Annotated in this window: 15 protein-coding genes, 1 tRNA gene and 1 pseudogene; 13 read left to right on the forward strand and 4 right to left on the reverse strand. The window is 68.9% G+C overall.

What is annotated here, in order from left to right:
* Window positions 1-5: 5 nt before the first annotated feature.
* Window positions 6-1,979, reverse strand: coding sequence for a TPM domain-containing protein (locus tag U3653_RS06340; protein WP_195077650.1), 1,974 nt, complete (start codon window positions 1,977-1,979; stop codon window positions 6-8).
* A gap of 30 nt (window positions 1,980-2,009) precedes the next feature.
* Here U3653_RS06340 and U3653_RS06345 point away from each other — a divergent pair, with 30 nt between their 5' ends.
* From U3653_RS06345 to U3653_RS06355, 3 genes are all read left to right on the forward strand, one after another.
* Window positions 2,010-2,687 (forward strand): MBL fold metallo-hydrolase, encoded by a 678-nt coding sequence (locus U3653_RS06345; protein ID WP_323123901.1) that lies wholly within the window; start codon window positions 2,010-2,012, stop codon window positions 2,685-2,687.
* Window positions 2,688-2,757: 70 nt separating this feature from the next.
* Complete coding sequence (locus U3653_RS06350) at window positions 2,758-3,438, forward strand: YdcF family protein (RefSeq protein ID WP_195077933.1); 681 nt, start codon at window positions 2,758-2,760, stop codon at window positions 3,436-3,438.
* A 7-nt stretch (window positions 3,439-3,445) separates the two neighbouring features.
* A complete protein-coding gene (locus tag U3653_RS06355; RefSeq protein ID WP_195077651.1) occupies window positions 3,446-4,705 on the forward strand; it encodes a deoxyguanosinetriphosphate triphosphohydrolase in 1,260 nt (419 codons plus the stop codon).
* A 159-nt stretch (window positions 4,706-4,864) separates the two neighbouring features.
* On the opposite strand, the gene U3653_RS06360 is transcribed toward U3653_RS06355, so the two are convergent.
* A complete protein-coding gene (locus tag U3653_RS06360) occupies window positions 4,865-8,167 on the reverse strand; it encodes a hypothetical protein (RefSeq protein ID WP_195077652.1) in 3,303 nt (1,100 codons plus the stop codon).
* 329 nt (window positions 8,168-8,496) lie between these two features.
* On the opposite strand from U3653_RS06360, the gene U3653_RS06365 reads away from it, so the two are divergent.
* The 3 genes from U3653_RS06365 to dnaG all read left to right on the forward strand — a co-directional run bounded on the left by U3653_RS06365 (window position 8,497) and on the right by dnaG (window position 12,392).
* Window positions 8,497-9,651: an FIST signal transduction protein gene (locus tag U3653_RS06365; RefSeq protein ID WP_195077653.1), complete on the forward strand. Its 1,155-nt coding sequence runs from the start codon at window positions 8,497-8,499 to the stop codon at window positions 9,649-9,651.
* Window positions 9,648-10,397, forward strand: coding sequence for a Mut7-C RNAse domain-containing protein (locus tag U3653_RS06370; protein ID WP_195077654.1), 750 nt, complete (start codon window positions 9,648-9,650; stop codon window positions 10,395-10,397). The genes U3653_RS06365 and U3653_RS06370 overlap by 4 nt, the downstream gene beginning before the upstream one ends.
* A gap of 75 nt (window positions 10,398-10,472) precedes the next feature.
* A complete protein-coding gene (gene dnaG, locus U3653_RS06375; protein WP_195077655.1) occupies window positions 10,473-12,392 on the forward strand; it encodes a DNA primase in 1,920 nt (639 codons plus the stop codon).
* 28 nt (window positions 12,393-12,420) lie between these two features.
* Here dnaG and U3653_RS06380 read toward each other — a convergent pair whose 3' ends face one another.
* Window positions 12,421-12,666 (reverse strand): hypothetical protein, encoded by a 246-nt coding sequence (locus tag U3653_RS06380; protein ID WP_039796811.1) that lies wholly within the window; start codon window positions 12,664-12,666, stop codon window positions 12,421-12,423.
* 203 nt (window positions 12,667-12,869) lie between these two features.
* Between U3653_RS06380 and U3653_RS06385 the strand changes: the two genes are divergently transcribed.
* Window positions 12,870-12,942: transfer RNA gene (locus tag U3653_RS06385), tRNA-Asn, on the forward strand.
* Window positions 12,943-13,297: 355 nt separating this feature from the next.
* Window positions 13,298-14,238: pseudogene (locus tag U3653_RS06390) on the forward strand (IS3 family transposase); the annotation flags it as partial.
* 244 nt (window positions 14,239-14,482) lie between these two features.
* Here U3653_RS06390 and U3653_RS06395 read toward each other — a convergent pair.
* Window positions 14,483-14,869 carry a hypothetical protein gene (locus tag U3653_RS06395; RefSeq protein ID WP_195077656.1) on the reverse strand — a complete coding sequence of 129 codons (387 nt, stop codon included), beginning with the start codon at window positions 14,867-14,869 and terminating at the stop codon, window positions 14,483-14,485.
* Between the two features lie 463 nt (window positions 14,870-15,332).
* On the opposite strand from U3653_RS06395, the gene U3653_RS06400 reads away from it, so the two are divergent.
* The 5 genes from U3653_RS06400 to U3653_RS06420 all read left to right on the forward strand — a co-directional run bounded on the left by U3653_RS06400 (window position 15,333) and on the right by U3653_RS06420 (window position 22,034).
* Window positions 15,333-15,635, forward strand: a complete 303-nt coding sequence (locus tag U3653_RS06400; protein ID WP_195077657.1) for a hypothetical protein — start codon at window positions 15,333-15,335, stop codon at window positions 15,633-15,635.
* A gap of 285 nt (window positions 15,636-15,920) precedes the next feature.
* On the forward strand, window positions 15,921-17,384 hold the full coding sequence (locus U3653_RS06405) for an MDR family MFS transporter (protein ID WP_195077658.1): 1,464 nt from the start codon (window positions 15,921-15,923) through the stop codon (window positions 17,382-17,384).
* 713 nt (window positions 17,385-18,097) lie between these two features.
* Window positions 18,098-19,027 (forward strand): hypothetical protein, encoded by a 930-nt coding sequence (locus tag U3653_RS06410; RefSeq protein WP_324722346.1) that lies wholly within the window; start codon window positions 18,098-18,100, stop codon window positions 19,025-19,027.
* Between the two features lie 116 nt (window positions 19,028-19,143).
* Entirely contained in the window at window positions 19,144-20,037 is an 894-nt protein-coding gene (locus tag U3653_RS06415; protein WP_195077660.1) for a hypothetical protein, read from the forward strand.
* Window positions 20,038-20,039: 2 nt separating this feature from the next.
* Window positions 20,040-22,034, forward strand: a complete 1,995-nt coding sequence (locus U3653_RS06420) for a ThiF family adenylyltransferase (RefSeq protein WP_195077661.1) — start codon at window positions 20,040-20,042, stop codon at window positions 22,032-22,034.
* Window positions 22,035-22,069 lie beyond the last annotated feature (35 nt).

Genomic DNA, 22,069 nt, shown 5'->3' on the forward strand with positions numbered 1-22,069 from the left:
CGAGGTCAGAATCTCCCGCCGCGGCCGATGCGCCGGGAGCCGGACGAACCACCGTACGAACCGGGGCTCCAGCCGCCGCCGGGGCGTACGGCGCCGCCGGCCGCTCCGCGCAGCAGTCCTTCGAGCAGGATACCGCCGAGCACCGCCCCGGTGTTGGCGCTTGCGGCGGGCATCCGTTCGGCCTCCCACGCCCGCACGCTGGCCTGTGCCGCTTGCAGCGCGCGCCCGGCCAGATCCGCCGCCGCCTGCGCGTGCCGCAGGGCGGCGGCGGGATCGCTCGTGCTCGAACGCCGCGCTTCGTCGAGGTTGCGCTGCGCTTCCGACAGGCGGGTGCGCGCGTCGGCGTCGATGCCGCCGCGCCGGGTGCCGATATAGTCTGCGGCCGAACCGATCCGGACGCCCGCGTCGGCGAGCGCTCGATCGAGCCTGCGTCGCAGGTCCTCGGCGGCGAGCTTGCGATCGGTGGCGCTCGCGACGGCACGGTCGAGATCGGCGTCGGCGGTGACCGCGTCGTGGAAGGCGCTCAGCGGATCGGTGTCACCCGTGGCCGTCGCCTGCTCCAGTGCCGACTGCGCGGCGGCGCGGGCGTCGGCCAGCTCCCGCCCGCCGTAGTCGCCGAGTCCGGCGGCGGAGGCGAGGTCGCGGCGCAGCTCCTCCAGCGCGCCGGGCAGGCCGTCGCGGGCCTGCTGGATGGCGCTGGAGGCGTTGTCGACGGCGTCGAGCAGGGAGCGGGCCTGGCCGATCGCGGCCTCTGCGGAACGAATGGCGGCGACCGCGCCGCCTTGCTCGCCGACCGGCTCGGCGAGTGCGGAACGTCCCGCGTCCACGTTCTGCTCCGCGAAGGCGAGGCGCTCGCGTGCCATCCGCACGTTGTCCTCGATCGGCGCGAGCACGCTGGCCGGATGGGCGGCGGCGAGCCGGCTCAGCTCGGCTTCCGAGGCGGGAATCCGGGCGGTCACCTCGACCACGTCCCTGGTGAGGGCGTCCAGCCGAGCCGGGGCGTCGAGCAGCAGATCGCGCATGGCGTCGAATTCCGCGACCTGCGCGTCGAGTTCCCGGTCGGCGCGCCCCACCTTGCCGATCAGCTCGACCAGCAGGGCGCGCTGTTCGTCGGGTGTCTCCGGAATCGCGTCGTCGAGGCGCTGCCGGATCGTGAACGCCTGAGCCGCAGCGGCTTTCGCATTCTCCAGAGCGTTGCGGAACGGGGTGGTCGCGGTGGCGCCGAACTCCCCGGTGGCGAGCTCGAGCTCCTCGCCGCTGGTGCGGATCGCGTTGTCGATCTCCACCAGCGTCTCCCGTGACCGGGCCTGCAGCGCCTCCGTCGACAGCGCCGACAGCGCCGTCGTGTCCTCCGGATCCAGCTGCCGCGCCACCGCCAGCTCGGCCGCGGACCGTTCCCGCCGCCGCTTGCGCGCGTACCAGACCAGGCCGCCCGCCACCAGCACCACCAGCAGGCCGAGGACGAGCAAGGCGCGGACGTTCACGCCGCCGCCGCGCATGGCGGCGTCGAGCCCGTCGGCCGTCGCGATTCCCGCGTCGGCCCAGCGTCCGTCCCGCAGGGCGGGCTCCACCTCGCCGATCAGGATGTCGTCGAGTTCGGCATCGCTGACCTCGCCGGGCACTTCGCCTTCCAGCCAGTACGCGCGGTCCTCGGTGGCGACCGCGAGCAGCAGGTCCCGTGGGCCGAACCCGGATATCGAGGCGGTGCGCCTGGCCCAGTCGCGCGGATCGAGCCCGTCGAAGCCGCGCACGTACACCACCCACAGTCGCAACTGCTGGTCGGCGTAGAGCCGGTCCACCGCGCCGCTCACCCGATCGCGCTGACTCTGATCGAGCACGCCAGCCGGATTCTCCACATAGGTGTTCATGCGCAGCGGCGGTTCCGCCGCGATCGTCGGAGCGCCCAGCAGGGCGATCGCGGCCAGGAGGACGCTGATCGCGAGCAAGCGAACGAAGCGGATCGGCGACGGCAGTGACATGGCACGAATCTAGCTCGATAGCATCGTTTCGTGATCACCATCGATCGCCCCTACAGCGGCCACGTGTCACCGGATTCGAACCCGCAGCAGCGGGATGTCCCCGGCGCGCGCATCGTCAAGATGTCGGTCGGCGGCATGGACAACAACTGTTATCTGGTGCAGTGCGCGGGCACCGGCGCGGCCCTGCTCATCGACGCCGCCAACGAGCCCGACCGCATCGCGGCTCTGGTCGAGCAGGAGGCGCGCGGCCAGATCCGGCTGATCGTCACCACCCATCAGCACCGCGACCACTGGCTGGCGCTGCGCGAAACCGCCGAGGCCACCGGCGCTCCCACCGCCGCGCACCCGCTCGACGCCGACCCGCTGCCGGTCCGCCCCGATCGGCTGCTCGCCGACGGCGACACCGTCACCATCGGCGATCTGGTCTTCGAGGTCATCCATCTGCGCGGTCACACGCCGGGCTCGATCACCCTCGCGCTCACCGACGGGGCGGGACGCACGCATCTGTTCACCGGGGACTCGCTGTTCCCCGGCGGCGTCGGACGCACCACCTCCCCGGCGGACTTCACCTCGCTGCTCACCGACGTGTCGGCCAAGCTCTTCGACCGCTACCCCGACGACGCCGTCGTCTACCCCGGCCACGGCGACGACACCACGCTCGGCGCCGAGCGTCCGAGCCTTCCGGCCTGGCGAGACCGCGGCTGGTAGCCGCCCCTGGCGGTAAGCGGTCGGTGGCCCGCGCCGCTTTTGGCAGACTTGGGGAGTGGATTTGCCAACGATGCGCACCCGAGCCCTTCCCGCGCCCGAATCCGCCCGGCCACAGGGCTTCGGCGCCGGGTTGCTGCGCTGGACGCGGCGGCTGGTCGTCGGTTCCGTCGTGATGGGCGCGGTGCTGGTCGGCGGGACCGCCTTCCGGGTGTGGCAGGTCGCGCGCATCGATGACTACACGAAGGCCGACGCGATCGTCGTGCTCGGCGCGGCGCAGTATTCCGGAACGCCGTCCTCGGTGTTCGAGGCGCGACTCGACCAGGCTTACAAGCTGTTCCGGGCCGGTGTCGCGCCCCGTGTCATCACCGTGGGCGGCAAACAGGAGGGCGATATTTTCACCGAGGCCGCCTCCGGCAAGAACTATCTGCAGGCGCGCGGCGTGCCCGCCGACAAGATCCTCGCCGTGGAAACCGGATCGGACACGCTGCGCAGCATCGAAGCGGTGGTCACCGCGATGCGCGCGCGGGACATGTCGTCGGCGGTGCTGGTCAGCGATCCGTGGCACTCGCTGCGCACCCGAACCATGGCACGCGACGAGGGGCTTGCGGCCTGGACCGCCCCCACCAGAACCGGCCCCGCCGTCTACACCAGGGAATCGCAGGCGCACGGCATCGCCAGGGAGACCGGCGCCCTGCTGTGGTACCAGCTCACCCACTTCTCGGCGGACTTCACCTACACGGCGGGACAGTGAGCCCTCGATGAGCGCCCGGTACACCGATCACGACACCGAACGCCTCGTCGTCGAGGGCGCCAAGACCGCGGGACTCGGCCCTCCGCGCAGCGAGTTCGAGACCGGCCACCGCACCGAATTCGCCCGCGACCGCGCCCGCGTGCTGCACTCCGCCGCGCTGCGCAGACTGGCCGACAAAACGCAGGTCATGGGTCCGCGCGAGGCGGACACCCCGCGCACCCGGCTCACCCATTCCCTGGAGGTAGCCCAGATCGGCCGCAGCATCGCCGACGGTCTCGGCTGTGACCCGGACCTGGTCGACCTGGCCGGCCTCGCCCACGACATCGGCCATCCGCCCTACGGCCACAACGGCGAGAAGGCCCTCGACGCCTTCGCCGACGCCTTCGGCGGATTCGAAGGCAACGCGCAGAACCTGCGCATCCTCACCCGCCTGGAACCGAAAGTGCTCGAGCCCGACGGCGCCAGCGCGGGTCTCAACCTCACCCGCGCGGCGCTCGACGCCGCGCTCAAATACCCCTGGGGGCGAACCGGTCCCGGCACCAAGTTCGGCGCCTACGAGGTCGACACCGAGCGCCTGGAGTGGATCCGCAAGGGCGCGCCGGACGGGCGCCGCAGCCTCGAATGCCAGATCATGGACTGGTCCGACGACGTCGCCTACTCGGTGCACGACGTCGAGGACGGCGTCATCGCGGGCCGGATCGATCTGCGCGCGCTGGCCGACCCGGCCGAACAGGACGCGCTGGCCGCGCTCGGCCAGTTCCAGCACTCGCTGGCCGCCGACGAGTTGATCGCCGCCGCGCAACGGCTGTCGGAACTCCCGGTGGTCGCGGCGGCGTCCGGATACGACGGCACGTTCACCGCCTCGGTCGCGCTCAAGCGTCTCACCAGCGAACTCGTCGGCCGCTTCGCCACCGCGGCGATCATGGCGACGCGCGCGGCGGCCGGGCCGCAGCCGCTGTCCAGATACCACGCGGATCTCGAGGTGCCGCGCATCGTCGCCGCCGAGGTGGCGCTGCTGAAGACCGTCGCGTTGCGCTACGTGATGTCCGACCCCGCGCATCGGCTGCGGCAGGCCGCACAACGCGAACGCGTCCTCGCCGTGGCCGAGCGCCTGCTCGCCACCGCACCCGGCAGTCTCGACCCGCTGTTGCTGCCGTTCTGGAACGCCGCGTCCGACGACACCGCCCGCGTGCGCGTCGTGGTCGATCAGATCGCGTCCTATACCGAGAGCCGGTTGGAGCGGGTGGCGGGGGAGTTGAACGTCTAAGGCGTACCTCCGCCTTCGCTCCGGCCGTGCGCGGAAAATAAGGACGGACTGCGTCCGGCTGCGCCTATTGTGCGTACCTCCGCCTTCGCTGCGGCCGTGCGCGGGACTGAGGGCGGACTGCGTCCGGCTGCGCCCTTTATGCGTACTGCCCATCCAGTCTCACGCCGACAGGTCGTCGGAAGACTCCACTCGGGCCATTTTGACCAGCGCGCCGTGCAATTCCTTGGCCGTCGCGCTGGCTCGCTCGCCTCGCAGCACCACCTCGGTGAAGCCGTCGATCAAGGCGCGGCCGGGGTCGAGCAGTCCGAGTCCACCGCCGCCGCCGCGCAGTGACTCGTTGATCAGAGTTCGCAGAGCTTCTTGCCGAGCCCGGAACGCACCGGCGACATCGAGCGCCCCCGCGAATTCGCGCACCACCGCCGTGTACACGGGCCGCTCGGCAGGCCCGCGGCGCCGGAAGATCCTGCGCGTCTCCACCGGAGCCGACCGCGGCGGAGACAAGGCCGCGTGGTCAAGCAGCAACCAGATCGGGGCGTCGGCCGACTGCGCCGCTGTGGGGTCGCGCTCCGGTCGCGGGCGAGGCTCCGTGTCAGCGGTCAGTTCGACGCCCCGCAGCGGCATCGGGTATTTCGTGAGCAGCTCATCGATGGCGGACGCGATCTCACGGATCACCTGGAGATCGACATTCGCGGTATCGAACCCGACGACTTCCACCCCGTGCCGCGCCGACATCTCCCGCGCGATGCGAAGCGCCTCGAACGGGTCGGGAGCGTCGGTCTGCTCGGAGACTGCGGGGCGGCGTGCGGAATCGCCGCGCTCGATGAGTGCGCGCTCGTGTTTCCGGGGGGATGCGGGGCCGGGGCGTTGGACCGGTACGCCGCCTGTGCTGCCGGTCCGCCGCGGAGTCGCCGACTCGCTGCGGTGCACCGCGGTGGAGTTCTCCGCGCTTGTTGCGGCCGAGGCGGCCCGGTGAGGGTGTGTGACGTCTGTTCGGGGTGACCGCGTCGGGTTTTTAGCGATGCCGATGGAATCGGCGTCGTCAGCGGCGTGCCGAGGGTGTCCGGTAGCGCTGACTTCGGTTTGCGTCGGCTGGTCGGCGGCGTCGGGTTTCCGGTTGGGTGCGGTCCCGGGGTGTTCGGGCGCGGGATCGCTCCGTCCGCCGCTCGAGGGGTGGCCGATGCTCCGGCGGGCTCCGGAGTTGTCTGTGCTGCCCAACTGCTGAGCGACGCTGCCTGCCTCCCCGGCCCCTGGGGGCGATCCCGCCTGGTGGCCCGAGGCGTCCGTCGTTCCAGCGCCGGCGGGCGGTGAGCCGTTCGGGGAATCGAGCCAGGAGAAGCGCAGCGCGTCGAGCCAAGCAGCCGAGCCGGGCGCGTTCCCGATCGTTCGCCGCGATACGGGTTCATCAGTGGCGTCCGCCTGCAGGCCCGGCGCGGAGCCTGCCCGCCGCTCGGCCGCGCAATCATCCGTGGCATCGATCTGGGGACCTGGTGCGGTAGCCGCCGGAACGGATGCCGCCTGCTCGGCGGTATCCCTCGGCGGATCGGGTGCCGAGTCGCCGATGCTGCTCGTGGGCTGGGAGCGGGCCGTGTTCCCGCTCGAGTGATCGGGCGTTGCGGTTGTCTGCTGCTCGGCTGCGGGGTGGTCTGTGGCGTCGATCTGGCCGGAGGGTTCGGGGAGGGGCGTGGTGGCTGCCTGGGCGGGTGCCGTCTGCTCGGTAGCCTCCTTGTGGCGGTGAGGTAGCGAGTCGTCGGCATTGATCATCGGTTGGCGGCTGGGAAGGTTTGCGTTGCCGCTCGACTGGTTTGGCGCTGCGGTTGTCTGCTGCTCGGCTGCGGAATGACCTGGGGCGTCGAGTTCAGGAATGGGGTCGGGGCGCAGTGTGGTGGCTGTCCGCGGGTTCGGCGCCTGCTGCTCGGCGAGGTTCGTCGGTATGTCGGGGTCCGCGTCGTTCTCGCTGATCATCCGCCGGGGGAGATCCGCGTTATCGGTCGAAGGCGTAGGTGTGGTGTCGGTGACGTGACCGGCTGCGGAATCGGCCGCACGGTCGGTCGGGACCAGGGACGCCGCATCGTATCCGTGGGTGGCCTCGGGCTCGGTTCTTCGGATACGTGCGAGCTCGCTCGATCTCCCGGACTGGTCGGTGGACGTGATGGGGACCGGAAGGTACGGGGGCACTGAACCGGGCGGGGAGTCGTCTGCGATGCCGGGCGGCGGGGTAGTTGCGGTGCCGATCGTGGTGTCGTCCCGCAGCGTGACCGCCGGACGATCGTCGGCTTCTTCGATGAGTACGTCGTCGTCTGCGGCTTCGATCGGTGCGCCGCGCCGGGCGTTCGGCACGACGGGTGCGGGGTCGTCGGCGATGCCGGTTCGTTCCGGGGGCGCTGGTTCCGTCGTTTGCGGGACTTGCTCCGGGTGGGGTGCAGGGCCGGTCTCCGGGGCAGGCGGGGAGCCGTCAGCGGCAGCGATATGTCGCGGTGACGCGAAGGCTTCTTGGATGTCCTTCTGGCGAGCCGGTGCCCGGTTATGCGCGGCACCCGCTTGCTGGATGGGTTCATGGTCGTCTCGGGCATCGGTCCATCGCGAGGGGGACCGGTGTCCCTCCGCGGCGGCGCCGGCCGAATCGGTCGCTGCGGAGGCGTCGATGAAGTCGGTCGGCTGGCCCGGTGCCGACCCGCTGCGCGCAGCTGGCGCGGGGGCCTCTGGTCGCACGAGCCGCACCGAGTCGTCCAGGTCGATGTGCGGGCGAGGGGGACGACTGCCACCGGCCGCACTGGGAGCTGACACCTGGTGCCGCGGACTCCCGATCGGTGCGAGGTCCTCGGCGCGGTGCGCTCTTCCGACGCTGGGTGCGGCGCCGGCCGACCCATCCGGAGGGGAGCCGTCAGGAGTGTCCGTCCGGTGGGCGGATGCGGCATCGGTGCGCCGGCGAGGCACGGAGTGTTCGCCCCGGTCCGTCCCACGGCTCGACGCCGCGGCGGCGGCGGGGGGAGGGCCGTCGGCGGCAACGGCGCGCCGGACCGATGCCCGCTCGTCGACGGCATCGGTTCGACGACCTGCGGGCTGGAACTCCGAGTGGCGGGCCGGGGCCAATCGACGTGCGGGCGCGGAGACCTCCGCTGGCGGGACGCCGATCTCGCGGGGCGCGGATACGTGAACAGGTGTGCTCTGCACCGTCGGGCACGGCCGCACCACACGCCTTGACCAGGGCGTTTCCTGGTTCTTACGGGACCACGGCGTCGGCATCGCCTTCGGCTCGGGCGACGATTCCGCCGCGAACACCGCGGGCTCCAGGACAGGCGATGCTTCGGCATGATCGACCGGGTCGCCGCCGACGAGCCCTTCGGCGGAGGCGATGGCCGCTTTCAGTTGGCCGACCGTCCGGGAAGCGTCGGCAATGAGCCGTTCCAAGGTCGAGACCATCGCGCGCAGCTCGCCGGTGTCGATCCGCGACGGCTGACTCACGATGTCTCCCGCCTGTCCTCATCAGGTCTTGCCGCGGTGCGCCGGCCTGCGCCGACATTCTGATCCCGGTTCATCGAGAACAGACTGTGGTTGCGGCCATTGTCGCTCAGATCTCCCTGACCTCTCCGGGCTGGGAAGCATGGATGATGCGCCCGCCGCGGCCGAACAGCTATCGATTCGCAACCTTCCCGCCACCTTGCCGCTGCGATCGTGGCGCGGGGAAACCGGTGGTCCGAGCCGTCACCTGGCGGACCGGCTTCGCCTGGCTCGTGAAATTCATTGTGCCACAGTTGAATTCGCCATCTTCCCAGGTTGGCTACCATAGAGGGGTGCGGATCGGAGTAGGGCTCTCCACCGCGCCGGATGCGCGGCGAGCGGGCATGGAAGCCGCAGCGCGCGCCCGCGACGAGATCGCGGGCGCGGCGCCGTCCCTCGCTGTGCTGCTCGCGTCCCGCGCGCACACCGACGACGCCGTGGAAGTGCTCTCCGGCGTCCACCGGACGGTCCGGGTGCCCGCCCTGATCGGATGCGTGGCCCAAGCGGTGGTGGCGGGTCGCCGCGAGATCGAGGACGAGCCCGCGGTGGCGGTGTGGCTGGCCTCCGGACTGCCCGCCGCCGAAACCTTCCAATTGGACTTCCTGCGCACGGCCAGCGGAGGGCTGCTCGCCGGCTATCGCTTCGACAAGGCCGCACGCGACTTCCACCTGCTGCTGCCCGACCCCTACTCGTTCCCGGCCGATCTGCTGCTGGAGTACGTGAACACGGATCTGCCCGGCACCGTCGTGATGGGCGGGTTGGTCAGCGGTGGCCACGGCCCGGAAGGCAGCCGCCTGTTCCGCGATCACGCCGTGGTGACCTCGGGCGCGGTCGGCGTGCGGCTTCCCGGCCTGCACAACGTGCCGATCGTGTCCCAGGGCTGCCGTCCGATCGGCCACCCCTACACCGTCACCGGCGCGGACGGCATGGTGATCACCGGGCTCGGCGGCCTGCCCCCGATCGAGCGGTTGCGTCAGATCGTCGCCGTGCTGCCGCCCGACCAGCAGGAACAGCTGGCGCGCGGCCTGCAGATCGGCTTCGTCGTCGACGAGCATCTGGCCGAGCCGGGGCAGGGCGATTTCTTGATCCGCGGCCTGCTCGGCGCCGATCCGTCCAGCGGCGCGATCGAGGTGGGCGAGGTGGTGGAAGTCGGCACCACCGTCCAGTTCCAGGTCCGCGACGCGATCGGAGCCGACCACGACCTGCGGGCGGCGCTGGCGCGGGCACGCACCGACCTGCCCGGACCTCCGGCCGGCGCCCTGCTGTTCACCTGCAACGGACGCGGCCGCCGGATGTTCGGCGTGGCCGACCACGACGCCACCACCATCGAGGACTTGCTCGACGGCATCCCGCTCGCCGGCTTCTTCGCCGCCGGTGAGATCGGGCCCATCGCGGGCCGCAACGCGCTGCACGGGTTCACGGCGTCGATGGCGCTGTTCGTCGAATGAGCGTCGATCTGCGGGTATACGCCGAACTGAACGACTTCCTGCGGCCCGGCGAGCGATACACCGTGCTGCGACGGCCATGCCGTCCGCACCAGACCGTCAAGGACGTCATCGAGGCCGCCGGCATTCCGCACACCGAGATCGATCTGATCCTGGTCGACGGAGAACCGGTCGACTTCGACCATCGCCCGCGCCCCGGCGCGCGGATCACCGCGTACCCCGTCTTCGAAACACTCGACATCGGCCGGGTGACGCTGGTGCGCCCGCATCCGCTGCGCGAGCCCCGCTTCCTCGCGGACGTGAATCTCGGTGGTCTAGCCAAGCTGATGCGGTTGCTCGGTCTCGACGTGCACTGCCGCTGGACGGCCGGGGACGCCGAACTCGCCGAGGCGTCCGCGGCCGAGCATCGGATTCTGCTCACCCGTGACCGGGGGCTGTTGAAGCGCCGCAATGTCACCCACGGCGTCTACATCCGATCCGACCGGCCGGGCGACCAGGTCGTGGAGCTGATCCGGCGGCTCGACCTCGCCGCGCGCCTGGATCCGTTCACCCGCTGCCTGCGTTGCGGCGGCGTCGTCGCCGAGGTCGGTAAAGCCGAGGTCGAGGACCGTCTGGAACCGCTCACGCGTCGCTACTACGACACCTTCCGGCAGTGCCGCGCTTGCGGCCGGATCTACTGGCAGGGCTCTCACCAGGCACGTCTGGCCGAGACGGTCGCGGCGATCCGCGCGGAACTGGACCGCTCGTGACGGGCGGGGCCGCCGGAAATCGCGGTGTGGAGCCGACCGGGCGCGTCGGCCCCGCCTTCGCCTAGACTCTCTGCCGTGGCCGGACGACTTCCTGATCGCGATATCGCGGCAATACGCGAGCGCGTCCGGATCGAAGACGTGGTGGGGGAGTACGTGGCGCTCAAGCGCGCCGGAGCCGACTCCATGAAGGGCCTGTGCCCGTTCCACGACGAGAAGTCGCCGTCATTCCACGTGCGACCCAATCACGGCCTGTTCCACTGCTTCGGCTGCGGCGAGGGCGGCGACGTGTTCGCTTTCCTGCAGAAGATCGAGCACGTCGGATTCGTCGAGTCGGTCGAGCAGTTGGCCGACCGGATCGGTTACCGGATCAACTACGAGGGCGGCGGCACCTCGGTGCAGCGCGACCGCGGCACCCGGTCCCGGCTGGTCGCGGCGAACGCCGCCGCGCACGAGTTCTATATCGCCCAGCTGCGCGAGCCGGAAGCCGAAGCCGCGCGCAAATATCTCACCGATCGCAACTTCGACGCCGCCGCCGCGCACCAGTTCGGCTGCGGCTACGCACCGGCCGGGTGGGACACACTCACCAAGCATCTGCTCCGCAAGGGGTTCGACTTCAAGGAGCTGGAGGCGGCCGGGCTGTCGCGGCAAGGTCAGCGCGGCCCGATCGACCGCTTCCACCGGCGGCTGCTGTGGCCGATCCGCAACCTGTCCGGTGACGTCATCGGTTTCGGCGCCCGCAAGCTCTTCGACGACGACACCATGCCCGGCAAGTACATCAACACGCCGGAAACCCTGCTGTACAAGAAATCTCAGGTCCTCTTCGGCCTGGATCACGCCAAGCGCGAGATCGCCAAGGGGCACCAGGCGGTGGTGGTCGAGGGCTACACCGACGTCATGGCGATGCACCTGGCCGGGGTCAAGACCGCCGTCGCCTCCTGCGGCACGGCGTTCGGCGACGAGCATCTCGCCCTGTTGCGCCGCCTGATGATGGACGACAATTTCTGGCGCGGCGAGATCATCTACACCTTCGACGGCGACGCCGCGGGCCAAGCGGCGGCTCTGAAGGCCTTCTCGGGCGATCAGAAGCTGGCCGGTCAGACCTACATCGCGATCGCGCCGGACGGGCAGGACCCGTGCGAACTGCGGCAGCACTCCGGTGACGCCGCCGTGCGCGATCTGGTCGCCCGCCGGACTCCGCTGTACGAGTTCGTGATTCGCGGCCTGCTGGCCGACCACGACCTCGACACCGCGGAGGGGCAGGTGGAGGCGCTGCGCCGGGCGGTGCCGGTGGTCGCGCAGATCAAGGACAACGCCCTGCGCAAGGCCTACGCCACCAAACTGGCCGGCTGGGTCGGCTGGGACGACATCCAGACCGTCGTGCGCCGCGTCGGCGAGGAAGCCAAGCGGCATCGCAACGGCGGCGGGCGGACCGGCACGGTGCGCACGCCCGCGCCCCGCGAGGTGGTCGCCGAACATCCCGCCGCGCGGCCCAATCCGAACGATCCCACCCTGCTGCCGCAGCGCCAGGTGCTCGCGGCCGCCCTCCAATACCCGGCGATGGCCGGAGCGGGTTTCGACGCGCTCGAGGCCGAAGCCTTCACCCACCCCGCCTACGCGGTGCTGCGCGGCCTGATCGCCGAGGCGGGCGGCACGGCGGCCGGACTCGGCGGCGCCGAATGGGTCAACGCCGTCGCCGACCGCACCGAGGACCTGACCATGCGCGCGCTGCTCTCGGAACTCGCCGCCGAGCCGCTGCCGGTGAAGTCGGAGTCCGATATCCCGCGCTTCGTCTCCGGCGTTCTCGCCCGCACCCAGGAAGCCTGGGTGGGCAGGCAGATCGCCGAGCTCAAGTCCAGGCTGCAGCGGATCTCCTCGACCGAACAGCCGGAGGCCTACCTAGCCCTCTTCGGCGACCTCGTCGCCCTCGAGCAGTACCGCAAGAGCCTGCTCACCCAGGCGATGGGCAACCACGGGGACTTCGCGACCGGGGCGTAGCGCCGACCCGGTCACGTCGCGGGTGAGGTCAGCGGCGCAGCTGGTCGTGCGGCACCAGGACGGTGGTGCGCTCATCGATCGGTTCCATCGGCTCCAGGCGGGGGCGGGTGCTGAGCTTGTCCGCCAGTTTCTGCCTGCCCACGAGCACGAGCTTGCGGGTCACCGGGCTCTCGGTCAGCGCGCGGGTCGCGGCGCTGATCTGTTCGTAGCGAGCCCGCCCGGCCTTACTGCCGAGTACGTAGCCGGCCGCCACGCCGATGATCAACCGCAGCATCTCGATGTGCTCCTCCCAGTTGCCAGTTCGCCGCCCCCATCCTGCCCGACGCCCCACACGCCTGTCGATCCGGACACCCGGTGCCGACACCCCGCCTCCGGCGGACAAGACAGCAGGTAGCGACGCGATTTGGGCTCCCGCCCAGCGATACGCTAGAGTTTCTCCTCGGCCCGCCCGATACCAACCGGACGAGCCGAGGGCAATCCCCTATAGCTCAATTGGCAGAGCAGCCGACTGTTAATCGGCAGGTTTCTGGTTCGAGTCCAGATGGGGGAGCTGTGACCAGGGCGAACGTACAAGTTCGACCCTGGTTTTGTCCGATTTGGGGGTCGAACGACACGGAAACGACACGTTTTCATCCCGCGAGGCGTCCCAGGGCTGCGGTGAAGTCGGGTGCTTCAGTCGGTTGGTCGATGTAGTGGCGTTTGGTGTCGGAGTCGTTGGCGTGGCCGAGTTGCTGTGCGGCGGCTTGGGGGCCTATTGGTCGGTGATGAGGGATGCGACGGTCTTGCGGAAGGTTTGGGGGTGACCCATGCGAACTTCTCTCCGCGTGCTTGACGCCACAGCCGGTTGAAATTGTGGGGGTCCCAGATGCCGCCGTCGCGGTTGGGGAAGACGAGGTCCAGTTCGTTCTCGACGGTTGAAAGACCTCGAACGCGAGAACACCACACTCAAGCGGCTTTTGGCCGAAGCGGAGTTGGAGAAGGCGGCGTTGAAGGAGATCGCCAAGGGAAACTTCTAGACCCGGAACGCCGGCGCGCGGCCGTGGCGCATCTGATGCGCCTCATGGGCGTCAGCGAACGGTTCGCCTGCCGGGTGACCGGGCAGCATCGCAGTACCCAGCGCCGTCCTGCGGGCGCGCAGCAGCCCACGGATCGGGATGCACCGTTGCGGGCATGGTTGCGTGACTGGGCACGCAACCATCCACGGCAAGGGTTCCGTCGCGCCTACCACGACGCCCGCGGCGAGGGCTGGACGGTGAATCACAAGAAGATCCAACGCCTGTGGCGGCAGGAAGGGCTACGGGTGCCGCAGCGACGGCGCCGTAAACGAATCGGTGACTCGACGGTCACGGCGGTGACCGCGGACGCGCCGAATCGAGTGTGGGCAGTCGATTTCCAGTTCGACGCCACCGACGACGGCCGTCCGGTCAAGATCGTGTCCCTCATCGATGAGCACACCCGCGAATGCCTGGGCGGGCTGGTCGAACGCTCCATCACCGCCGACCGGCTCATTGACGAACTCGACCGTATCGCCACCGGCCGCGGATACCCGGCCGCGCTACGCAGCGACAACGGCCCGGAACTGGCATGCCAGGCGATGCGGGACTGGGCCGGTGAACGCGTCGGCCTGGCGTTCATCCCACCCGGACAGCCTTGGCGCAACGGCTACATCGAATCGTTCAACGGCCGACTGCGCGACGAATGCCTCAACATCAACAACTTCTGGTCGCTGACCCAAGCCCGCGTCGTGATCAGCGACTGGAAGGACGACTACAACCACCACCGCAGGCACTCAGCCCTGGGCTATCAAACCCCCGCGGGATACGCTGCTGCCTGCATCCACCGATAACCGACTCACACTCACGGTGGACCGATCAACGGGGACCCGTCAGCCCACCTATCTGAGCCGGGGGCGTGTTGTGGCGCTGGCGGTTGTGGAAAATTGCGAGGTCTGGCAGGCCAGGCTGAGCCGGGATGCATGGTTGCGGGTTACCGCCAGGGTCGCCAATTACCAGGTGAGAGGTTAGTCCGTTTCAGCATGACACGTACGCCATTAGGCTGCTCACCGTCTTTAGTGGCGTGAGTTTGACGCGTCAGCCGCCGGAATATCGGTCCAATACCGCGATGATTCTCTCGAGATCACGTACCGACCGGTGGCAGAAATCTGGGTCTGTCCGCACCAGTAGGTCGACAGCTTGTGCTTCGGTGGCCAGTCCGTGGCGTTCTTTCTCTGCCATCACTCGTGAAGGTACGAGTACCCAGTTTCGTCGGGTGGTGTCGAACAGCCAGTCGATCTCTCGCTTCGCGGCGGAGGCGGCCTCGTGCAAGAGTTCAGCGAGGCGAGCCGGCTGAGGTTCGGGAAAGCGCCAGACAACAAGTGGTGGAGTGGGAGTACCGTCGTCGCCGGTGCCGCCCGCATGGCGGTACCACTCCAGGTCTCCGTACCGCTTCAATCGAGTGATGAAGTCGCCAGAGTTCATTACCCTACCTTCTTGACTGTGGCGCCGGGGTTATCTCCCATAATAGTCTTCCGCCATTGCTCTGCGCTCATTCGACGAACGACACGGAAACGACATGGATTCACCGCGAACTGCCGGGATTCAGTGAGAAGTGTCGGAGGATCGAAATCGGCTATCTGCGCAGCTCATGGGTACTTTTGAGAATTCTCGGGAAGTGTTATCGAACACATCGATAACGGCAGGTTTCTGGTTCGAGTCCAGATGGGGGAGCAAATGGCCCCTGACCCGCGGGTTTTCCGAGGTTGGGGGCCGATTTCGTATTCGACCCCAGAAAAGCGCCGAACGTCTATTGCGGGTGCTTCGGGTATCCATCCGCGTCACAGGGTTGCTCATCAGGCTGGTTCACGTCAATTGCCTCCTTCCAAGAGGATGAACTGTTGTGGCTGTGTATCGAAGGCTGGAACCGATCCCGCGGGATGAGGCGATGGCAATGTTGGCATCCGACGAAAGCGCGGCTGTTCGTGAAGCGATTCCGCGGGTGGCACTGCATGATTCGGATGCCGCGTGGGTGACCGATCGGGCTCTGGGTTTGCTCGGCGATTGGGACTCCCATGTGCGTGGGGTTGCGGCCACGGCCCTCTGGCATGTCGCTCGCATCCATCGAGCTATCGATGGAAAGCGTGTCATCCCCGCTTTGCGGGGGTTGTTGAACGACCCCGCGACTGCGGATCGCACCGAGGACGCTCCGGATGACATCGCGGTCTTCGCACGGACGTCGGTGCCGTGACGGCCCGTGGCCGTCTCCCGGGCGTGCCGAGGTAGTGACCAGGCTCACGATTTGGTCTCGGTGGCTGCGGGCGCGAGCTGTTGACCAGCGGGTTACCGGTAGATTGCGGACTCGGGCGGCGGGAAAACCAGGTGATTTGTGTCGGTGCCGGGCGGAATACTGACCCGCGCCCGATGAGTTCGACCGAGTGACGACGTCTCTACAGCTGTGGCGCCGGGACGCGATCCGGTGACTCGGCAACGGGCCACATGTTCTGTCAACGACCCATGCCTCCGGAGGTATCCGATGTCCGCCGCACCATCCGTTCCAGCTTCGGGAGGGCGGACGCCGACCGTCATCCGGGTGCTGGTTCTCGCTACCTTCGTGGTGATCCTGAACGAGACCATCATGATCAACGCGATTCCGCGCTTGATGTCGGATCTGGCGATCACCGACCGGGCGGCGCAGTGGGTGTCGACGGCGTTCATGCTGACGATGGCGGCAGTCATCCCGACCACCGGCTGGTTCCTGCAACGCGTGTCGACCCGGCAGGCGTACGCGGCGGCGATGGGCGTCTTCCTGGCGGGCACCGCGTTGTCGGCGATCGCGCCGTCGTTCGCGGTGCTGCTGCTCGGCCGGATCGTGCAAGCCTTCGGCACCGCGGTGATGATGCCGCTGTTGATGACCACATTGATGACGGTGGTGGCCGAGCACGACCGCGGCAGAGTGATGGGCAATGTCACCTTGGCCATCTCGGTGGCGCCCGCGATGGGGCCGGTGATCTCCGGCGGTGTGCTGCAAATCGCGTCGTGGCGTTGGCTTTTCGTGTTGGTGCTGCCGATCGCGGGTGTGATCACTTGGCTGGGGCTGCGGCAGCTGGAGAACGTCGGTGAACCGCAAGCCGGGCAGATCGATGTGGCCAGCGTGGCGCTTGCGGCGCTCGGGTTCGGTGGACTGGTGTTCGGGCTCAGCCGATTCGAAAGCGACGACTTCGCAGGCCCGATCGGCATCGTCGCCGTGGGCTCGGCGCTGATCGCCCTGTTCGTGTGGCGTCAGTTGCGCTTGCAGCGCACCGGCACCCCGCTGCTCGATCTGCGCGTTCTGCTGTCGGGCACCTACGCCAAGGCGTTGATCCTGATGTCGGTGGCGTTCATGGCCATGCTCGGGTCGATGATCCTGCTGCCGCTGTACCTGCAGAACCTGCGCGGACTGAGCCCGTTGGCCACCGGCCTGCTGGTGATGCCGGGCGGTTTGGCGATGGGTCTGCTCGGACCGACGGTCGGTCGCCTGTTCGACCGGTTCGGCGGTCGCTGGCTGGTGATTCCCGGGTCGGTCGGCATCGCCGCCTCGCTGGCCGGGTTCACCCAGATCTCGATGACCATGCCGTACTGGCAGCTGCTCGGCCTGCACATCGTGCTGATGGTGTCGCTGGCGGCGGCCTTCACCCCGGTGTTCACCCTGGGTCTCGGTGCGCTGCCGCAGCATCTGTACTCGCACGGCAGTTCCATGCTCGGCACCTTGCAGCAGGTCGCCGCGGCGTTCGGCACCGCTCTGGTGGTGACGGTGATGTCGGCGCGCGCCACCTCGCTCGCCGCCGATGGCGCCGACCTCGTCGCCGCCCACCTCGACGGCATGCGCCTGGCCTTCCTCGTCTCGGCGGCGCTGGCGCTGATCGTGATCGTCATGGCGGTGCTGCTGCCGGGCCGGTCCGCCGCACCGGAGGGAGCGGAGGAGCCGGAGTCCGCGGCTCCCGTACTCGCCAAGCACTAACGGATTCCCACACGGCGAAGGCCCTGGTCGCATCGACGGCCAGGGCCTTCGGCGTATGGACAGCCGCTGGGTCGGCATTCGACACTCCCGTAGACACGCCGAGGCGGTAACGGCGGTCCGTTCGGTTCCGATCGGTCTGTCACAGGGGCTCGTCAGATGACGTACCGGCTGGCAGGGTGCGGATTCGCCACGCTGCCGCGAGTGCGTCTCCGGCGGAACCCGGTACGGGGCACCTCGAAGACGGTCCGCACGCCGACTATTCTCGACGAAGCTGGCGGCGGACCCACACAGGTCGCCGTCACGCCGTCCCCGCGTACCCCGCATCCGATGCCGAGGATGCGAGTCACCGGAAGGACACAGGCTCAGGCTTGGTCGGCCGCACCGTCCAGGTCCGTGGCACCGGAGAAGCGACCAGCGCATCCGGTGCCGATAACCGGGGTTCAACAATTCGCGCGGCTCGTGGCCGCGCTGCTTACGAGCGAGGTATGGCCTCGCTACCACCCGACCGGTTGTCCCGGGGCGCTACGGTGTTCCCCATTCGAACGTCCGGCCTGGCGGGGCCCGCGTCGGCTGCGACATCCATCGCGTGGGTGCTGCGCGGCAGACCGGGCAAACGGGGCTGTCAGGGAATATGGTTCGTCGACTCGCGAGGCTCGAAACCATCTGGTTCTCCGGAACGGCCGCAGGTGGAACCGAGAACGGGAGTGACCCACGTGATCAAGATACCCAGCAGCGACCACGTCGAGCCCGCGCAGGCACGGCTCGGCCGTTCCTCGCGCGGATCCCGGGTCGCCGGCACGCCGCCGCGGATAGTGGCGACCGCGCATGACGCCAGTTCGGCCGACGAGCATGTGCTGTTCTGGCTGGCGGCGACGGAGTTCTTCGTGCCCAAAGTGGAATCAGGTTGGCGCCGAGTCGATCTGGTCGCTCCGTCCGGCGGCGCGGCGCGGTCGGCCCTACCCGTCCGAACGCACTACTCGGTGGTCTTCGAGGCCACTTTCGACAGCCGGTTGCGCTACGACCCAGTCGTCGAAGCGCGCGCCATTCGTGGTCAGCTCGATCGGCCACCGGACGTGGCAGTGGCCGTCGTGGCTCCCACCCTGGAGGTTTCGGTGGCGACGCAGCACGCGATCGCCTATGAGACCGGACTCGAGCTCGGTGCGACCGACATCCGGGTGGTGACGTTGTCGGAGCGCAGGTCCAAGCTCAGCGACCGCAAACTACGCAAGCTCGAAAGCCCCGAAGCCGGCCGTGAGACGGCCGAGCCGGCCACCATGGCGATCGAACGGGCGCTGGAAATTGTCGCGGGCCGAGCCGACGGGGAGAGGGTGGATCGAACGGCGGCGGCGTTCGTCTACGCCTATGTGTCGCGTCGACCGCGCCGAAGCCCGTTTCGCTGCACGCCTTTGCAACGGAGCATCCTCCAGGTTGTCGCGGCCGGATCGATCGTCCCGACGACCGCCGCCATCGCGGGCGCGGTGTACTCGACGGAGAAGAAGGTCAGCGAGAGCATCGCGGAGTTGGTTGCTCAACTGGTTCCGCCGACGGCCGATGGAGACCGGGCCCGAGACGGGCACCAGCGGCTGTATTGGCTCATGCACCGGTATGGCGCTTGGATCCGGCTCGTGGATGGACGTTCGTAACGAGGGGCGAGCCCGCGAACCGGCTGAATTTTGCGGGCACTGCTCCATACGCGGCAAGATATTTGGGGGAATCAATCCTCTAGAGCCGCACCTAGCTGTAGCTCGAAAATTGCCCCATGACAGATGAGGACTACCCGTGGGATCGTTCGGAACCGGTTGAATCGGACGCGCCGATACCCCGTTCCATGGTCTTCGACAGTCCGCCGACCAGTAGCGACATCGTGCCGCGCCCGCCGTTCGCGCACGAGGAGGATGTCGTCGACGGAGGTCTGACCGAGACGTCCGTGCCCGGACGCCATCCCCGGGTCGAGGTCGCGCGCGACGGGTCGATCGATATCGTCGATGCCGAGAGCACAGCCAGGGAAACGGTGGCCGAGGTCACCGGCGACACCTTCTATGGCCTGCCGTGGCGCCGGACCCGTGATTCCGGGCGTTTCGCCACGGTCACCGGCCTGACCATGGCGGTCGATCTCAACGCGATCGCAGACGCGGTCAAAGAGGCGCAGCGCAACGACGGGCAGCCGGACGATCCGACGAAGCACGTGTACGTCGGCAGGGAAGGCGAGCTGTTCATGGGCGATGACGCCACCGGCGGCGAGCGCATCGCCGAGGTCACCAGCGACACGTTCTACTCGTCCGGCCGCATCGCGACCGAGTCGAGTTTCGTGCGGTCCAATATGCCGCGCAACACCGTTCGAGTCTCGGACGGGACCTACAACGGTTGGCATTTCAGCATCACGAACGAGTTCGGCGACAAATACAGCCTGTTCCTCTACTACCACGAAGGCTATGGGGTGTATCGGGTGGCGCTGGTCGAACCGCGCCTCGGCGGATCGGTGGACCCGCACGGCAGTCACCTCTGGCCCGACGGCACACTCTGCCTGACCAAGCGGGACGGCAGCGGCTACCCCAGCATGGCCGCGACCTACGCGAAGGCGGCGCTGTGGACGCGGGGCGCGTCGTGCTATCGGCGTGGCCACGGGTTCCAGTTCAACGTCGGACAGGACTGACCATGACGAACCTCGAGGTCGCGTTCCACGACACCGTGCTCTGGGAAATCGACAGCTTCATCGCCGCCCATCCGCCCGAGCGTGGCGGAGCCCTCGTCGGGCCGGTAGGGCAACCGGTGGTCTCCCGGTTCGTTCCCGATCCCCACGCCGCGGTTACCGGCGTAACGTACACGCCCTCGCCGACGTTGCGGCAACGGGTCGCGCAGACCGAGCGGTCCGACGCGAATCTCGAGTTCAAGGGCATCGTGCATTCGCACCCGATAGGCATCGACCATCCCTCGGCAGGCGATCATCGAGCCTTCGCCGACCAACTCGGCAAAGCGCCGTGGCTCGGACGGATGATCTGCCCCATCGTCACCTCGCCGGGTGGACGGCAGCTCCTGGATGAGCATCGGGTGGCACTGGGGTCGGGCACGCTGTCGGTGTATGTGGCGGAGGCGCGAGTTCGCGGAGCGGTGCGAGTCGAACCCGCACGGCCGCGGGTGATCCCGATCTTCCGTGACACGAACCTGCTCGCGCGCAGGCTCGGCGCGCGGGTGGAGTCGCCGGTCTCCTACGCCACGATCGACGGTGTGCTGTACGCCGTCGTTTCGCTCAGCGAGCGCAGTGCCGATGTCACCGCGTTGTTTCCCGCGCTCTATCCCACTGTGCCGCCGTTGGTGCTGCTGACCCGCCGGGCGGGACGACCCGGCCCGCTCGCGGAGATCGCCGCGGGCCTCGGTTCCTCTGCCACAGTCGCGTTGCCGCTGGCCTGGAGCCTCAACACCGATGAGGGATCGCGTCTGGCGTCCGCGCTGGACGAGGCCATGGCGAGAGATACGGTGCGATCCGGCAGGCACCCTACCGTTCCCTCGGACGCATCCGCTTCCGAGGGATCAGACGCCGCTCGTGAGGGTCTGCGGGCTCGCCTCGACGGGGCGGCCGCTGCCACGCTGCGGACTGCGCGGGTGCTGATCGTCGGCCTGGGTTCCGGCGGATCGCAGACCGCGGAGGCGCTGGCGCGCGCGTCCGTGGAGCGGTTCACGCTGATCGATCCGGATCGGGTCGCGCCGGAGAATCTGTCCCGGTCGGTGTACGACCTCGCCGATGTCGGCTCGGCCAAGACCGAGGCGCTGGCTTCCCATCTGCGGGCGATCAACCCGGCCGTGACCGTCGATACCCGCACTGCCGCACTGAGCGACGTCCCGGACCACGAACTGCTCACCATGATCCGCGATTGCGACCTGGTGATCGCGGCCACCGACGACCCGAAGGCGCAGCGGGAACTCGACCACCGCGCGTGGACTCTCGGCGTGCCCGCCGTCTTCGGCGGCGTCTACGCGCGCGGACACGCGGGGGAGGTGGTGTTCACCGTGCCCGGGATCACCCGCTGCTATCGGTGCGCGGCGGCCAATCGCCAGGCGCGGGAGCGTGATTCAGCCGGTCTCGACTACGGCACCGGCCAGTTGATCGCCGAGCCTGCGCTCGGCGCCGACATCAGCCATATCGTGACGGCGTCGGTGAAGATCGCCATCGGACTGCTGGAACTCGGACATGCGGGCGCGCCCGCCCATTCCGCCGGGAATCTCGTGTCCACCGCGTTGATGCGCGGGTACCAATTCCTCATCCTCTCCACCGTTCCCGGCTACGAGTTCTTCCCCCGGCTCTTCGGGGACGCCGCCGCGCAGCACGGGTATCAGTCGGTTTGGCTCAGCGTCCAAGGCGACCCCGAATGCCCGACCTGCGGGCGGAACCCGGTCGGAGCCGAGGTGGATCTCACGGGGGCGCCCGATCTGGCGGCGCTGCATCCGGCGGACGACGAGTGCGCCGGTGCCCCCGCGCCGCAGCCGGAGGACGAACCCAAAGCCGTGCGAGACACGGTCTCGGAACCCGAAGACCCGGTCGAATCGCCGGTGGCGCTGCCCGAACTGGGCGACGCGGCCGCGGTGGTCGCCGACAGCCCGAGCGATCCCGTGGCTGTGGAGCTGTCCGTCGCGGAGAGCGGGGAGCAAGGCTGACGGGAGGTGGACAGGATCGTCTCGCACGCTGGGCG

The sequence above is a fragment of the Nocardia implantans genome (assembly GCF_035544775.1).
Classification (GTDB): Bacteria; Actinomycetota; Actinomycetes; order Mycobacteriales; family Mycobacteriaceae; genus Nocardia; species Nocardia implantans.